Source organism: Proteus terrae (assembly GCF_003144325.1).
GTDB lineage: Bacteria > Pseudomonadota > Gammaproteobacteria > Enterobacterales > Enterobacteriaceae > Proteus > Proteus terrae.
This window is the reverse complement of sequence record NZ_PENS01000006.1, coordinates 123939-138980: the sequence shown is the minus strand read 5'-3', so window position 1 is coordinate 138980 and position 15042 is coordinate 123939. Positions and strand designations below refer to the sequence as shown.

At 38.1% G+C, this 15042-nt stretch carries 12 protein-coding genes; 8 read left to right on the top strand and 4 right to left on the bottom strand.

What is annotated here, in order from left to right; all coding sequences use genetic code 11:
* The first annotated feature begins 209 nt into the window (after positions 1 to 209).
* Positions 210 to 1433 (top strand): alanine racemase, encoded by a 1224-nt coding sequence (gene alr, locus DK857_RS06880; RefSeq protein WP_109401843.1) that lies wholly within the window; start codon positions 210 to 212, stop codon positions 1431 to 1433.
* 356 nt (positions 1434 to 1789) lie between these two features.
* Here alr and pta read toward each other — a convergent pair whose 3' ends face one another.
* Both pta and ackA read right to left on the bottom strand, forming a co-directional pair.
* Positions 1790 to 3934 (bottom strand): phosphate acetyltransferase, encoded by a 2145-nt coding sequence (gene pta / locus DK857_RS06870; RefSeq protein WP_109393051.1) that lies wholly within the window; start codon positions 3932 to 3934, stop codon positions 1790 to 1792.
* A gap of 77 nt (positions 3935 to 4011) precedes the next feature.
* On the bottom strand, positions 4012 to 5214 hold the full coding sequence (ackA, locus tag DK857_RS06865) for an acetate kinase (protein WP_109393052.1): 1203 nt from the start codon (positions 5212 to 5214) through the stop codon (positions 4012 to 4014).
* Positions 5215 to 5606: 392 nt separating this feature from the next.
* Between ackA and yfbV the strand changes: the two genes are divergently transcribed.
* From yfbV to DK857_RS06840, 5 genes are all read left to right on the top strand, one after another.
* On the top strand, positions 5607 to 6062 hold the full coding sequence (gene yfbV, locus DK857_RS06860; protein WP_069367978.1) for a terminus macrodomain insulation protein YfbV: 456 nt from the start codon (positions 5607 to 5609) through the stop codon (positions 6060 to 6062).
* A 139-nt stretch (positions 6063 to 6201) separates the two neighbouring features.
* On the top strand, positions 6202 to 6696 hold the full coding sequence (locus tag DK857_RS06855) for a YfbU family protein (protein ID WP_100158514.1): 495 nt from the start codon (positions 6202 to 6204) through the stop codon (positions 6694 to 6696).
* Positions 6697 to 6736: 40 nt separating this feature from the next.
* Positions 6737 to 7399 carry a sugar phosphatase gene (locus tag DK857_RS06850; protein ID WP_109401842.1) on the top strand — a complete coding sequence of 221 codons (663 nt, stop codon included), beginning with the start codon at positions 6737 to 6739 and terminating at the stop codon, positions 7397 to 7399.
* 109 nt (positions 7400 to 7508) lie between these two features.
* Positions 7509 to 9338 (top strand): SLC13 family permease, encoded by a 1830-nt coding sequence (locus DK857_RS06845; protein WP_109393053.1) that lies wholly within the window; start codon positions 7509 to 7511, stop codon positions 9336 to 9338.
* A 185-nt stretch (positions 9339 to 9523) separates the two neighbouring features.
* Complete coding sequence (locus DK857_RS06840) at positions 9524 to 10027, top strand: hypothetical protein (protein WP_109401841.1); 504 nt, start codon at positions 9524 to 9526, stop codon at positions 10025 to 10027.
* 50 nt (positions 10028 to 10077) lie between these two features.
* Here the strand turns inward: DK857_RS06840 and yfbR are convergent, their stop codons facing one another.
* The gene (gene yfbR, locus DK857_RS06835) at positions 10078 to 10659 is read right to left on the bottom strand and encodes a 5'-deoxynucleotidase (RefSeq protein ID WP_075670630.1); all 582 of its coding nucleotides are present in this window, start codon (positions 10657 to 10659) and stop codon (positions 10078 to 10080) included.
* 136 nt (positions 10660 to 10795) lie between these two features.
* Positions 10796 to 12010, bottom strand: a complete 1215-nt coding sequence (locus DK857_RS06830) for a pyridoxal phosphate-dependent aminotransferase (RefSeq protein WP_075670632.1) — start codon at positions 12008 to 12010, stop codon at positions 10796 to 10798.
* A gap of 861 nt (positions 12011 to 12871) precedes the next feature.
* On the opposite strand from DK857_RS06830, the gene hexA reads away from it, so the two are divergent.
* Together hexA and DK857_RS06815 are read left to right on the top strand one after the other, a co-directional pair.
* Complete coding sequence (hexA, locus tag DK857_RS06825; protein WP_075670634.1) at positions 12872 to 13789, top strand: transcriptional regulator HexA; 918 nt, start codon at positions 12872 to 12874, stop codon at positions 13787 to 13789.
* A gap of 799 nt (positions 13790 to 14588) precedes the next feature.
* Positions 14589 to 15041 carry an NADH-quinone oxidoreductase subunit A gene (locus DK857_RS06815; RefSeq protein WP_036912633.1) on the top strand — a complete coding sequence of 151 codons (453 nt, stop codon included), beginning with the start codon at positions 14589 to 14591 and terminating at the stop codon, positions 15039 to 15041.
* The last annotated feature ends 1 nt before the right edge of the window (position 15042 follow it).

The following is a 15042-nucleotide window of genomic DNA, read 5'->3' as shown; positions in this document are numbered from 1 at the left end:
GCGTTTCCTACAGAGATCACACCTATAATTTTCTTTCCCTTTTCTATTCACTTTCGTCATTGGCTGATACATATATCATTTTGAATTAATATGTTTATTTTATGAATAATAATGCTATTATCCTGAGTGAATATTCACGATGTGTATATTTTCGTACCTAATTAATTATAAAAATAGGTTTAACATCACAATCACTAAGGAAAAAGAAGATGTCTTTTGGTATTCGATATCTTGCGTTGTTACCACTTTTTGTTATCACTGCTTGCCAACAACCAGTTAATCACAATCTACCAGCGACTCAAACAGCTCAGGTTCAACCGGTAATTGTGAATAACTCATGGATTGAAATCTCACGTAGTGCGCTCGATTTTAATGTGAAAAAAGTCCAATCATTTTTAGGTGATAAATCCTCGCTTTGTGCTGTTTTAAAAGGCGATGCATATGGACATGATTTATCATTAGTTGCACCTGTTATGATTGAAAATAATGTGCAATGTATTGGTGTAACGAATAACCAAGAGCTAAAAGAAGTTCGTGATCTAGGATTTCAAGGTCGTTTAATGCGTGTACGTAATGCCACTGAGCAAGAAATGGCTCAGGCGACAAGCTATAACGTGGAAGAATTGATTGGTAACTTAGATATGGCTAAGAAATTAGATGCCATTGCTAAACAACAAAATAAAGTGATCCCTATTCATCTTGCCTTAAACTCAGGTGGAATGTCTCGTAATGGTTTAGAAGTTAATAACAATGCGGGGCTCGAAGAGGCGAAGCAAATTACTCAATTAGCTAACCTTAAAGTGGTTGGCATTATGTCTCATTATCCTGAAGAAGATGCGGATAAAGTAAGAGAAGATCTCGCTCGTTTTAAACAGCAATCACAAAAGGTATTGGATGTTACTGGGCTAAATCGTAAAGACGTTACTCTGCATATGGCAAATACTTTTGCCACAATTACCGTCCCTGAATCATGGCTAGATATGGTACGTGTAGGCGGGATTTTTTATGGTGATACCATCGCAAGTACAGATTACAAACGTGTTATGACTTTTAAATCCAATATTGCCTCAATCAATTATTATCCTAAAGGAAATACTGTTGGTTATGATCGCACTTACACACTAAAACGTGACTCAGTATTAGCTAATATTCCTGTCGGTTATGCAGATGGTTATCGTCGAGTCTTTAGTAATGCAGGGCATGCTTTAATTGGTGGCCAACGTGTGCCTGTTTTAGGTAAAACATCAATGAATACGGTGATTGTTGATATTACTGATCTTAAAAATATCAAATCAGGGGATGAAGTCGTGTTTTTTGGTAAGCAAGGTAATGCAGAGATCACCGCTGAAGAGGTTGAAGATATTAGTGGTGCATTATTTACAGAGATGTCGATTTTGTGGGGTGCGACCAATCAGCGTGTGTTAGTGGATTAAAGTAGGATGCTTGTGATCACCAATCTCAATAACTTTCGAGAGAAATTGTGGGGGAATTTACCCCCACAAAACTATTTATCGCAAGATAAAATAGCTTGAACTACGGTGTCGCCACTACTGATATTAAAAGAACATAATCTTTCATGTTTCAGTAAAGCAAAACACAAAACTGTTAATCAGCTCTAATAGGGCAAGCTTAGTCATTTCTCTTGACACTCCTTTATAACGGAGACAGAATCAAGTTGTCTGTTTTGAGATTGCCTCGGATTTTAGTCAAATAAGAAATCTGTAGAATAAAAAAACGCCAGATGAAATCAATCATCTGGCGTTTTTTTATTTGAAGCGAACTTCAATAATTATGCGTTTTCTTGTTGGCTTGCTTGAATTGCTGTCAACGCAACGGTGTAGACGATATCGTCTACTAATGCACCACGAGAAAGGTCATTCACTGGTTTACGCATACCTTGTAACATTGGTCCAATTGAAACCAAGTCAGCTGAACGTTGTACCGCTTTATAAGTGGTATTACCGGTGTTCAGATCAGGGAAGATAAACACAGTCGCTTTACCTGCAACTGGTGAGTTTGGCGCTTTAGATTTAGCAACATCAGCCATAACAGCTGCGTCGTATTGTAAAGGACCATCAATCATCAGATCAGGGCGTTTTTCTTGTGCTAAACGTGTCGCTTCACGAACTTTCTCTACATCGCTACCTGCACCAGAGTTACCAGTAGAATAAGAGATCATCGCAACGCGAGGGTCGATACCGAATGCAATTGCAGAGTCTGCAGATTGGATTGCGATTTCAGCCAGTTGTTCTGCTGTTGGATCTGGGTTAATTGCACAGTCACCATAAACATAAACTTGTTCTGGTAACAGCATAAAGAACACAGAAGACACTAATGAGCTACCTGGTGCAGTTTTGATTAACTGTAGTGGTGGGCGAATAGTGTTAGCAGTTGTATGAACAGCACCAGAAACTAGGCCGTCTACTTCACCTTTTTCCAGCATTAATGTGCCAAGAACAACGTTATCTTCTAACTGTTCACGAGCAACAACTTCTGTCATACCTTTATTTTTACGCAGTTCAACTAAACGAGGTACATAGATTTCACGTACTTCTTTAGGATTGACTAACTCAATGCCTGTGCCTAATTCAACACCTTGTGCAGTTGCTACACGACGAATTTCTTCAGGATCGCCTAACAGTACGCAAGTTGCGATACCACGCTCAGCACAAATTGCTGCTGCTTTAACAGTACGAGGCTCATCACCTTCTGGTAAAACGATACGTTTTTTCGCTTTACGTGCTAATTCTGTTAATTGATAACGGAATGCTGGTGGTGATAAACGGTTAGGGCGTTCAGAGTTAGCTGTCAGTGAATCAATCCATTGTGTATTGATATGTTGAGCAACGTAGTTCTGAATTTTTTCAATACGTTCATGGTCATCAGCAGGAACTTCTAAGCTAAAGCTTTGCAGATTTAAAGAGGTCTGCCAAGTGTTAGCATTAACCATAAAGATTGGTAAGCCAGTTTCGAATGCACGTTCACAAAGTTGTTTGATTGGTGCATCGATTTGGTAGCCACCTGTTAGTAGAATTGCACCAATTTCCACGCCATTCATTGCTGCAAGGCACGCTGAAACTAATACGTCTGGGCGATCCGCTGAAGTCACTAAAAGTGAACCTGGACGGAAATGCTCTAACATGTGTGGAATACTACGGGCACAGAAAGTCACAGACTTAATACGACGGGTTTCAATATCGCCTTTATTGACGATAGTCGCATTTAAGTGTTTTGCCATATCTGTTGCACGAGTGGCGATTAAATCGAAGTTCCAAGGAATGCAACCCAGTAAAGGCAGTGGGCTATTTTTTTCAATGGTTTTTAAATCGACATTAGAGATAATCGCTTTACTTGAATCATCAAAGATTTCAGATAAGTCAGGGCGAGTACGGCCTTGATCATCAACAGGTGCATTTAGTTTGTTAACAATAACGCCTGTGATGTTTTGGTTTTTTACACCGCCAAATTCAGCACGCGCAAATTCGATACGCTCTTTTAGCTGTTCAACAGTGTTGTTACCTAATGCAGTAACGAAAACAATTTCAGCACCTAATGTTTTTGCAATTTCATAGTTTAATGATTGTGCAAAAGGATGCTTACGCATAGGTACCAGACCTTCGATGAGAATAACTTCTGCATCAGCGGTGTTTTCATGGTATCTAGCAACAATTTCTTCCATTAGAACATCTTTTTGGTTTGAGCTGAGTAGAGACTCAACATAATCCATGTTTAAAGGTTCTGATGATTGAATAGTGGAGTGAGAGCGGATAATCGCAGTTGTCTGATCTAAAGCGCCTTTTACACGAGGTTGTGCAATTGGCTTGAACACGCTAAGGCGAACGCCTTTTTGTTCCATAGAACGGATAACACCCAAGCTGACGCTGGTTAAACCTACGCGTGTATCAGTTGGGACTAGCATAATTGTACGGGACACGGAAACCTCTTTAAATATCGGTTGCTCGTTATGTAAAACAGTACTGCCAGCATGACACTGGCAGTACATCAAAGAACTTAAGCGGTCAGGCGACTTGCGTCCTGAGCGATAACTAACTCTTCGTTAGTTGGGATAACAACAGCAAGACGGCTGTTATCGGTAGTGATAGTGCCTGATTTACCGAAACGTGCATCTAAGTTACGTTGATGATCCACTTCAAAACCTAACAGAGCTAGTTTTTTCAGAGATAACTCACGTACCATCGCTGCGTTTTCACCGATACCACCAGTAAAGATAATAGCATCTAAACGACCTTCCATCAGTGCACAGTAAGAACCGATGTATTTGGCTAAACGATGGCAGTAAACGTCCATTGCACGTTTAGCATCTGCTTTAGTGTCGTAGTTATCTTCAACATAACGGCAGTCACTAGTGACTTCTGTTAAACCTAACAGACCAGATTCTTTAGTCAGCAGTTTGTTGATGTCTTCAACGCTCATACCTAAAGTGTCGTGTAAATGGAACACGATAGCAGGATCGATATCACCACTACGAGTACCCATTACTAAACCTTCTAATGGAGTCAGACCCATAGAAGTATCAACACATTTACCGTTAACAACAGCAGAAACAGAACCACCATTACCTAAGTGGCAAGTGATTACGTTCAGTTCATCAACAGGTTTGTTTAACATTTTAGCGGCTTCACGAGAAACGAAGAAATGGCTAGTTCCGTGAGCACCGTAACGACGGATGCTGTGATCTTTATATAAGCTGTATGGCAGTGCATACAGATAAGCTTCTTCTGGCATTGTTTGGTGGAATGCAGTGTCAAATACCGCAACCATTTTCTCAATTAAATGAGGGAATGCTTTACGCGCTTCTTCAATACCAATAAGGTGAGCTGGGTTATGTAATGGAGCAAATGGGATAGCAGCTTCAATACCTTTGATAACTTCGTCAGTGATCACGACAGATTTAGTGAATTTCTCACCACCGTGAACAATACGGTGACCAATTGAAGCGATTTGTGCAGACAGTTCTGGTTTTTCAGCCAGAATAGTATTTACGATAAAGTTTAATGCTTCGCTATGAGCAGCACCTGCGCCTAACGCAGCTTCATGTTTTTGGCCATCCATTTTCCACTTCAGGCGGGCTTCAGGAAGGTTGAAGCATTCAGCCAAACCTGAAAGGAATTCTTCACCATTTTCTGGGTTGATAATTGCAAATTTAAGAGAAGAACTACCGCAGTTCAGTACCAGCACCAGCTTACTTGACATGGAATTACCTATTTATCTTGTTGTCGTAGTGTCTTTTATATTATAAAGACGGTGGTTAATAAAACGTCAATCATAAAAGCCTATCGCATTACTATGATGACATTAATGACGCGCATCATGCTTAAAGTAAAAAACTTGATGCTAATTATAGTTGCCAATCATTAATTGGACGATTTTTATTCACCCATTAGCTTTTCGCGTTAAAATCGGCGAAAAGGGTTGAAAATCACGCCGGCAAACAAAATATAGCGCTTTATTGCCACAAACCTTTAGAATGGGCACAGGATACAGAGTAAAGGCAACAAAGACAAAATATACTTAATTCTACTAAAAGATTTTTATTCTTTATAGATATTTTTTAAAAGTTACAGAAGAAATTGATTGAGGTCATTATGAGCGAACCGACAGTGACTCCCCCCGGCTTTTTTAAGAAGCTTCGTTTGGGTAACGAGTATTTAAAAACCTGGCCGGTTGAAAAGCAGTTAGCGCCTGTTTTCCCTGAAAATCGTATTGTCAAAGCCACACGCTTTGGTATTCGTTATATGCCACCTATCGCCATTTTTACAATGACATGGCAAATTGCATTAGGTGGTAATTTGGGACCTGCAATTACAACCGCGCTTTTTGCTTGTAGCTTGCCAATGCAAGGATTATGGTGGTTGGGTAAACGTGCAGCTACGCCACTTCCTGCTACGTTATTACGCTGGTTTTATGAGATTCGTGAGAAATTTGAAGAAGCAGGCATCGCTTTAGCCCCTGTTGAGCAAACACCTACTTACCTTTCTTTAGCCCATTTATTAAAACGTGCTTTTAAGCAACTTGATCGCTCTTTTCTTGATGATGTGTAGAACATTTGTTCTACCGTCTTCGTTTGTCATGATTGTCCTTAGAATTACCCCGTTGAGATCAAAAAACGCGTAGTTAACACTACTCAATACTTTTGATTAATGTCATGCTCTCCTCAATGATTTCTTTGGAGAATTAATGATGGAAATGACACACGCACAACGCTTGATCCTCTCTAATCAATATAAAATGATGACTATGATGGATCCTGATAACGCTGAACGTTATCGCCGCTATCAGACAATCATTGAACGTGGGTATGGATTACAATTACGTGAACTAGACCGTGATTTTGATGAAATGTCAGAGGAGACTTGCCGTACCATTATTAATGTCATGGAAATGTACCATGCACTGCAAGTTTCTCGTGATAACTTAAAAGAACAAGAGATGCCTGATGCTCGTCGTGTCGCATTTATTGGCTTTGATGCGGCGACAGAATCCCGCTATCTTAGCTATGTGCGTTTTATGGTGAATACAGAAGGGCGTTACACGCATTTCGATAGTGGCAGTCATGGTTTTAACTCTCAAACACCAATGTGGGAAAAATACCAAAGAATGCTTAACGTTTGGTTAGCGTGCCCTCGCCAATATCACCTTAGCACCGTTGAAATTCAACAAATACTTAATGCGTAATCATTAGCGCACCATTGTAAGGTAAAGGTAGGCATAAAATATGGCAATTACATGTAAAGGTTTTCTGTTTGATCTTGATGGAACCTTAGTTGATTCATTACCGGTTGTTGAACATTGTTGGGCGCTATTTGGTGAGCGCGTAGGTGTATCAACACAAGAGATTAATGACTACATCCACGGAAAACCTGCCATTGAGTCGATTCGCCATTTTATGCCTAATGCAACCGAACAAGAGATAACTGAAACTTTCCGTTGGTTAGAAAAATTAGAATCAACACAAACCGAAGGGTTAGCACCGCTTCCGGGTGCTATTGCACTGATTAATCGCCTTAATGACTTAAATATTCCTTGGGCGATTGTTACATCAGGCACTGTTCCTATTGCCTCAACACGTCAATCTGTCACGGGTATCCCTGAACCTAAGCATTGGGTCACAGCAGAATGTATTAGTAGAGGTAAGCCTAATCCTGAGCCTTATCTTTTAGGTGCCAAGAAATTGGGTTTATTACCACAAGATTGTGTGGTTTTTGAAGATGCCGCCGCGGGTATTTACTCTGGTTTAGATGCAGGATGCCAAGTCGTTGCTGTTCATGCTCCTTTATCCCTTCCTCGCCGTAATGAGATTCATTTAATTATTGATTCTTTAAATGATATTCAAATCGAGAAGCAAGCTGAAAAAGTGATAATAACGTACAAAAGATAGTCTTTTCTTTGATCATATTAGAAGACTTATTGATGTAGAAATGGTCTACTTATCAATGTAGTGAATTGATGTCTTAACCTGTTTTCACTTATTGCTGATCGAGGCCATTTTGAATAGCGAATTATTATGGGTTTTAAGCCTGCTATTGATAGCTATTGTCCTTTTTACGACCAACAAAATCCGCATGGATGTGGTCGCTTTACTCGTCATCATCGCATTCGTTCTTAGCGGTACACTCACATTAAATGAAGCCACAGTAGGATTTAGTGATCCTAACGTATTACTTATTGCAGCCCTTTTTGTTATTGGCGAAGGGTTAGTGAGAACAGGCGTGGCTTATCAAATGGGTGACTGGCTTGTACGTGTCGCGGGTAGCAGTGAAGTTAAAATGCTTGTGCTATTAATGATATGTGTTGCAAGTTTAGGGGCTTTCATGAGCTCAACAGGCGTGGTAGCTATCTTTATTCCTGTTGTGCTGAGCGTTGCTGCTCGCATGAAAACATCACCAGGTCGTTTAATGATGCCGCTAGGTTTTGCGGGCCTTATCAGTGGATTAATGACCTTAGTGGCGACACCGCCTAATATGGTTGTTAATAGTGAATTAGTCAGAGAAGGATTGCCAAGTTTTCAATTTTTCTCCATTACACCTATTGGTATTGCCGTCTTATTCGCAGGCATTTTATATATGCTGGTGGTACGTCGGTGGCTAGGAAACAACGATAATGGTAAGCAAAAAGAGGCTTATCGTCGAACTTTCCGTGATCTTATTCGTGATTATCAATTAGCAGGACGTGCTCGTCGTTTAGCCATTCGTAAAGGTTCTCCGCTAATAGGCCATTCACTTGATGAATTACATTTACGTTCTCGTTATGGTGCAAACGTTGTTGGTATCGAACGTTGGAGGCGGTTTCGGCGTGTTATGGTTAGCGCAACCGGTGGTACTGAATTAAGAGAACGTGATGTTTTATTGATAGATATGTCAGCCAGTGATGTCGATTTACGTGAGTTTTGCCGTGAACAGATGTTAGAGCCGATGGTATTACGAGGAGAATATTTCTCTGAACAATCCCGTGATGTAGGTCTTGCTGAAGTATCCATGAATCCAGACTCAGAGTTATTAGGCAAATCATTAAGAGAGATAAAATTCCGTACTCGTTATGGCTTAAATGTCGTTGCGATCCGTCGCGAAGGAAGTGCCTTGCCGGGTAAAATAGTCGATGAGCCATTACGCCTTGGCGATGTGTTATTGGTGATTGGTGATTGGAAACTTATTCGCGTTTTATCAACTAAACCGCGTAATTTTATCGTATTAAATCTGGCTGCTGAAATTGAAACGGTTGCTCCTGCTTCATCTCAAGCACCTCACGCATTATTTTCGTTAGCATTAATGGTGGCATTAATGGTAACGAATGAAGTTCCTAATTTTATTGCGGCACTTATTGCTTGTTTATTGATGGGTAAATTCCGCTGTATTGATATGGAAAGTGCTTATCGTTCTATTCATTGGCCAAGTATTATTTTAATTGTCGGTATGATGCCTTTTGCTGCCGCATTGCAAAAAACAGGCGGTATCGAGCTTATTGTAAATGGCTTAATGGATGTTGCAGGTAGTGCCGGTCCTCAAGTGATGTTGGTATGTTTATTTATACTTTGTGCATCAATCGGGTTGTTTATCTCGAATACGGCAACCGCAGTATTAATGGCACCAATTGCTATTGCTGCTGCAAACCAAATGAATGTTTCACCATTACCATTTGCAATGGTGATTGGTGTCGCGGCTTCCGCAGCATTTATGACGCCTGTTTCATCTCCGGTTAATACGCTTATCCTTGAACCTGGTGGTTATAAATTTGCTGACTTTATTAAAATTGGGGTGCCATTTACCATTATTGTGATGTTTATTAGCGTATTCTTGATCCCGCTATTATTCCCATTCTAATTATCAATATTTTTGGTTTGCTGAAACGTTGTTTATTAATTAATAAACAGCGTTTTTTATTTATTGGTTGGTAGTTTTTTATGTGCAATATATAATTTATTTATAGATGTTTTTTTTCTGAAAATTAATTCAAATTAGAGGTGTATTCTTTGTCTATACATTTATTTATAGATAAAGAGATAATTATGGGTATTACATTTCAAGTCCTTAATAATAGCGGAAAAGTTGTTGGTATAGGTTCTAATGAAAAAAGTAAATCAATTTTTTCAAGATTAGCATCTAGTATTAGTAGTATTAAAAATAATATTGTCAGCTTTTTTAGTAAAATTGAATCAAATGTTACGATAGGTGAACCGATAAAATTAAATCAAATACAGAAAGATTTATTAAATAAAAATGAAGAGAAAAGAGGTGTTCGGCATATTTATAATAAGTCTACAGCTGAAAATTTGAAGGAAAGTATTAATGATAGTATTGCAAAATATCCACAAGAAATAGGATATACATCTTTTGAAAAAAAGAATAATCCACCGACTCAAAAAATAAAATTAGATAAGAATTTATGGATTTCATCAAAGATACATACAGATGAACCTCAACTAGAAAATGAAAGGTCTATTAGTCATATTCAGTACGAAAGTTCACCTTACTTCCAGTCTATTAATAATAAAAATACTTTTAACAATTAAAATTAATTAAAAATCAGCTTACGATAATATATTATCATAAGCTGATTTTTTTACTCACTAATTTCATCAAGCGATAAACTAAACCCTGGTACAAATACCTTCATAAAATAGTCCATCTCTGGGCTATGTCTTTCGGCTAACGTTTTTTCTAAGCGATTTTTGGCTAAATTAAATTCACTATTACCTGCGGCAAGCTCTTCAAGGCATTTTAAATAAGCACATAAACTATCAGCTTGTTTGACAATAAAGGTTTCTTCCTCACTATGTAATTGCTCATCAATAAGAGGGCGAAAATCGTCTTGTAATTCTTCTGGTAACATTTCAATTAATTTTTGCTGGGCATATTTTTCTATTTTTTTATATTCATGAGCAATTTGTGGATTATGGTACTTAATCGGTGTCGGCATATCACCGGTGATCACTTCACTGGCATCATGATACATCGCTTGTAATGCAATACGTTCAGCATTGACATTACCACCAAATTTACGATTTTTAATCACCGCTAGGGCATGGGCGACAAAAGCGACTTGTAAACTGTGTTCAGAAACATTTTCTTGGCGGATATTACGCATTAAAGGCCAACGAGTAATGAGTTTTAAGCGAGAAAGGTGGGCAAAAAAGTAACTCATAATATCTCCAAATTGCGTGATTGAAGGCATTATTGTGAGTGGATAACAGGTAGATGTAAACGTTAATAGAAAAGAAAATAAAAAAACGCAATATAACTGGTTGTTATACTGCGTTTTATTTTATATGCAGGTAATCTTATTGATGATAACCGACAATAAAGCGACCGAATTTTTGAATTGCCATATCTAAATCGTCTTCACGCGGAAGAGTAACGATACGGAAATGGTCTGGGTATGGCCAGTTAAAGGCTGTACCTTGTACCAGTAATACTTTCTCTTGGAGTAATAAATCGAGGATCATTTTTTGATCGTCTTTAATACTGTAACGGTTAAGATCTATTTTAGGGAACATATACAATGCTCCCATAGGTTTAACACAAGAAACGCCCGGAATTTGATTAATTAGTTCCCAAGCACGGTTGCGTTGCTCATATAAACGACCACCCGGCAGAATAAATTCACTAATACTTTGATAGCCACCTAATGCCGTTTGGATGGCATGTTGCATAGGAACGTTAGCGCATAAACGCATAGACGCTAACATATTTAAGCCTTCAATATAGCTTTTAGCGTGTTTTTTAGGGCCGTTTAATACCATCCAACCTTGACGAAAGCCTGCAACGCGGTAGGTTTTTGATAAACCATTAAATGTTACGGTTAATAAATCGGGCGCCATGGCAGCAATAGAATGGTGCTCGGCATCGTCATACAGAATTTTATCGTAGATTTCGTCAGCAAAAATAATCAGGTTATGTTGACGTGCAATTTCAACAATTTCCATCAGAATGTCTTTGCTATATACCGCACCTGTCGGATTATTTGGGTTGATAATAACAATACCGCGGGTATTTTTTGTGATTTTACTGCGGATATCATCTAAATCAGGGAACCAGCCTTGTTGCTCATCACACATATAGTGAACGGCATTTCCTCCTGAAAGAGAAACGGCTGCTGTCCACAATGGATAATCAGGTGCAGGTACAAGCATTTCATCGCCATTATTTAATAAAGCTTGCATTGCTTGTACGATTAACTCAGAAACACCATTACCAATATAAATGTCTTCAACAGTGATATCACGCATATCACGGGCTTGATAATGCTGCATGATAGCTTTACGCGCAGAAAACAGTCCTTTGGAGTCACTATAACCTTGAGAGCTTGGTAGATTGCGGATCACATCTACTAAGATTTCATCAGGTGCTTCAAAGCCAAAAGGTGCCGGGTTACCAATATTGAGTTTTAAAACTTTATTACCTTCTTCTTCCAGACGTTTTGCTTCTTGCAAAACCGGACCTCTAATGTCGTAACAGACATGTTCGAGTTTGTTTGATTTTTTAATCTGATTCATAGCGCGTTTACCTAATAGGGTCTGACTCGTATCTTTTATTGTGATTATGGCGACTTAGCGACATTTATCGCCGATTGCTATTCATATAGAAAGATACAAATGAAAAGGCTGTCCCAGCAAATAACTGTTCTATCACTCTACTCTTACGTTACAAACTTTTGAAGATGCTAGGTAATTTTTGGTGTAAAAGGTCAGTTTATTCTTAGAATGTTATTTTGATGACTGATTGTATTGCTTATGGTGGATTTATATTTCATATTTTGAAGTGAAACTAGATTATTGCTCTATTGAAAAGGGGCTTTTTAGTGTGGTTAGCAGAAATAAGTTGATGTGATTGATAGGTAGATGAAATGTTGCATAATCAATTATTGAATAATTTTATCGGATTTGTATTATCTGACTTAATATATTAAATTTTCAAATAATATGGTTAAATCTACTTTATTCTATAGCAATCAATTAGTTTAAGTATAAATTAAATTTAAATCTTAAATTTAGTTTATAGGGGAAGATACTTAAACCTGAATGCATAGTTAAGATAATTTAAATTATTTTCAAAATGTTAAAATTTATGAATGAGAAAGCAATATAGTATGATCTACGTCTAACTTGTGATGACGGTATACAGTTCTTTCTTGTGAATGCTTGAAATGATAATAAAATTTAATTTGTTACAAAAAGATGCAATTCCTTTCTATCTAGGAGGTGTAAACGATAAGAAACAAATGTAAAGTATTCGGTATGTCTTTGCTCTCCTTTTCAGAGTAGAGTACTGTCTGAATCAGAAGTCTTTTTTAGACTTTTGATATAAAACACCAGGTATATGTAATTTAAAAATCAAAAATAAGTGAAGAATAAACAATGATTAATGCAAATCGTCCGATAATGAATCTCGACCTCGATCTGCTTAGAACGTTTGTAGCTGTAGCAGATTTGAACACTTTTGCAGCAGCCGCTGCTGCTGTATGTCGAACCCAATCTGCTGTGAGTCAGCAGATGCAACGTTTAGAGCAATTGGTGGGTAGAGAGCTTTTCGCCCGTCATGGTCGTAATAAACTTTTAACAGAGCATGGTCTACAACTGTTAGGTTATGCGCGTCAAATTCTGCGTGCAAATGATGATGCAACGGCATCATTAACATATAGTGATGCAGAAGGGGAGCTACGTATTGGTGCTTCTGATGACTCTGTTGATACTTTATTACCGTTTTTACTAAATCGTATCGCGTCAGTGTATCCACGTTTAGCTGTTGATGTACGTATTAAGCGTTCTCAATATATTGAGACAATGCTAGATAATCATGAAATTGATTTAGCATTAACAACAGCACGTATTGGTCATCACCCACGTACAGCGTTACGTACTGCACCAGTGTTATGGCATTGTGCGCCAGACTTCCAATTACAAATGAATGAGCCTATTCCTTTAGTTGTAATGGATGAAACGAACCCATTCCGTCAATTAGCGATAAACACGTTAGATGATGCAGGGATCCAATGGCGTATTGCTTATGAAGCAGCTTCTTTATCTGCTGTTCGTGCTGCGGTTAATGCAGAAGTGGGTATTACTGCACGTCCACTTGAAATGCAGAATGCCGATTTACGTATTTTAGGTGAAAGCGAAGGATTACCTCGTTTACCTGAGACACAATATTGGTTATATCGTAATTCTGATGAACAAAACGAAGCGGTGTTAACAGTATTCAATGCGATTGAAAACAAGAAAACACCTTATACCGTCACTGCACCTGAAGATATTAGCTCTACTGAACTTGAATAATCACATTAATAATTGTGTGAATTTTTTAGCGTTAAAACACAAAAATTAAAGATTAAAAAAGAGTCAAATAAAACTGGATAGTGATGAATAATGATAAACGGGAATAGATGCAATAAAGTGCATTTATTTCCGTTTTTTTATTATTTTTTTTGAAATAGTAACACTTTGTTAATAATTATGTTGTTTTATGTATTTATCTTTGTGACATTTCATTCCATAACTACCTTAACTGCTTGTTAAAAAAATGTTTACCTTCCCCCTTGGTTAATCACTTGTAGGATTTGTTAACAAATAAAAAGATTGTCTAGGTTTTAAGAGAATAAAAAAGTAAATCTAAGCGGATATTTGACCTCCTCCACAATATTAGAAAGTTAATTTGTTAAAATTTGGATAAATTTTAAACTGATTAGGTATTTTTTCGACTATTTTGTGAGTTTGATCAAAAAAATAAGGCACATTTGCCTGTGTTGAGTCAGGTTTTTCCTGAGATACTGGTGTAGTAAAATCGAATTATCAGTTAGACTAAGCGTGTTAGCATAAAGCTTGTCGGTTTACTGACACGTTTTAGCATTGAGCCGTAATTGAGTGTTAAAATTGAGTGTTAAAGTTGTTAAATCGCGATAGAAAACTGAGTGATTTGTCGCAAAGTTTTCTAAAAAAGAATAAAGGTATAAATAGACTGTTATTATTTCTTTAATTAGCAAGTCTGTTTAATTCGCCTTTTTTTTCGTAATTAGAAATGTGGTGTAAACCGCCGGATAAGAGTTGGTTAATTGACACCACCTTTGATGAGTAAGCAATGAGTATGTCTACAACCACCGAAGTTATCGCCCATCATTGGGCATTTGCTGTCTTCCTCATAGGCGCATTGGGGTTATGTTCGCTCATGTTGTTGGGTGCCCGCTATTTAGGCGGACGCGCACAGGCAAGGGCAAAGCATGTTCCTTATGAATCAGGTCTTGATTCTGTTGGCAGCGCTCGTCTGCGCATGTCAGCTAAATTCTATTTAGTTGCCATGTTTTTCGTTATTTTCGATGTTGAAGCACTGTTTCTTTATGCCTGGGCTGTTTCCGTTCGTGAAGTTGGCTGGTTAGGCTTTATTGAAGCATCAGTCTTCATCGCTATTTTATTAGCTGGATTATTCTACTTGGTTCGTATAGGCGCATTAGATTGGACGCCTGTTCGCTCTCGCCGTGAAACTGCGAGTAAAAGCCATGTTCGATTAACCAGCGGCAAACATCCGCAGCAGTAAT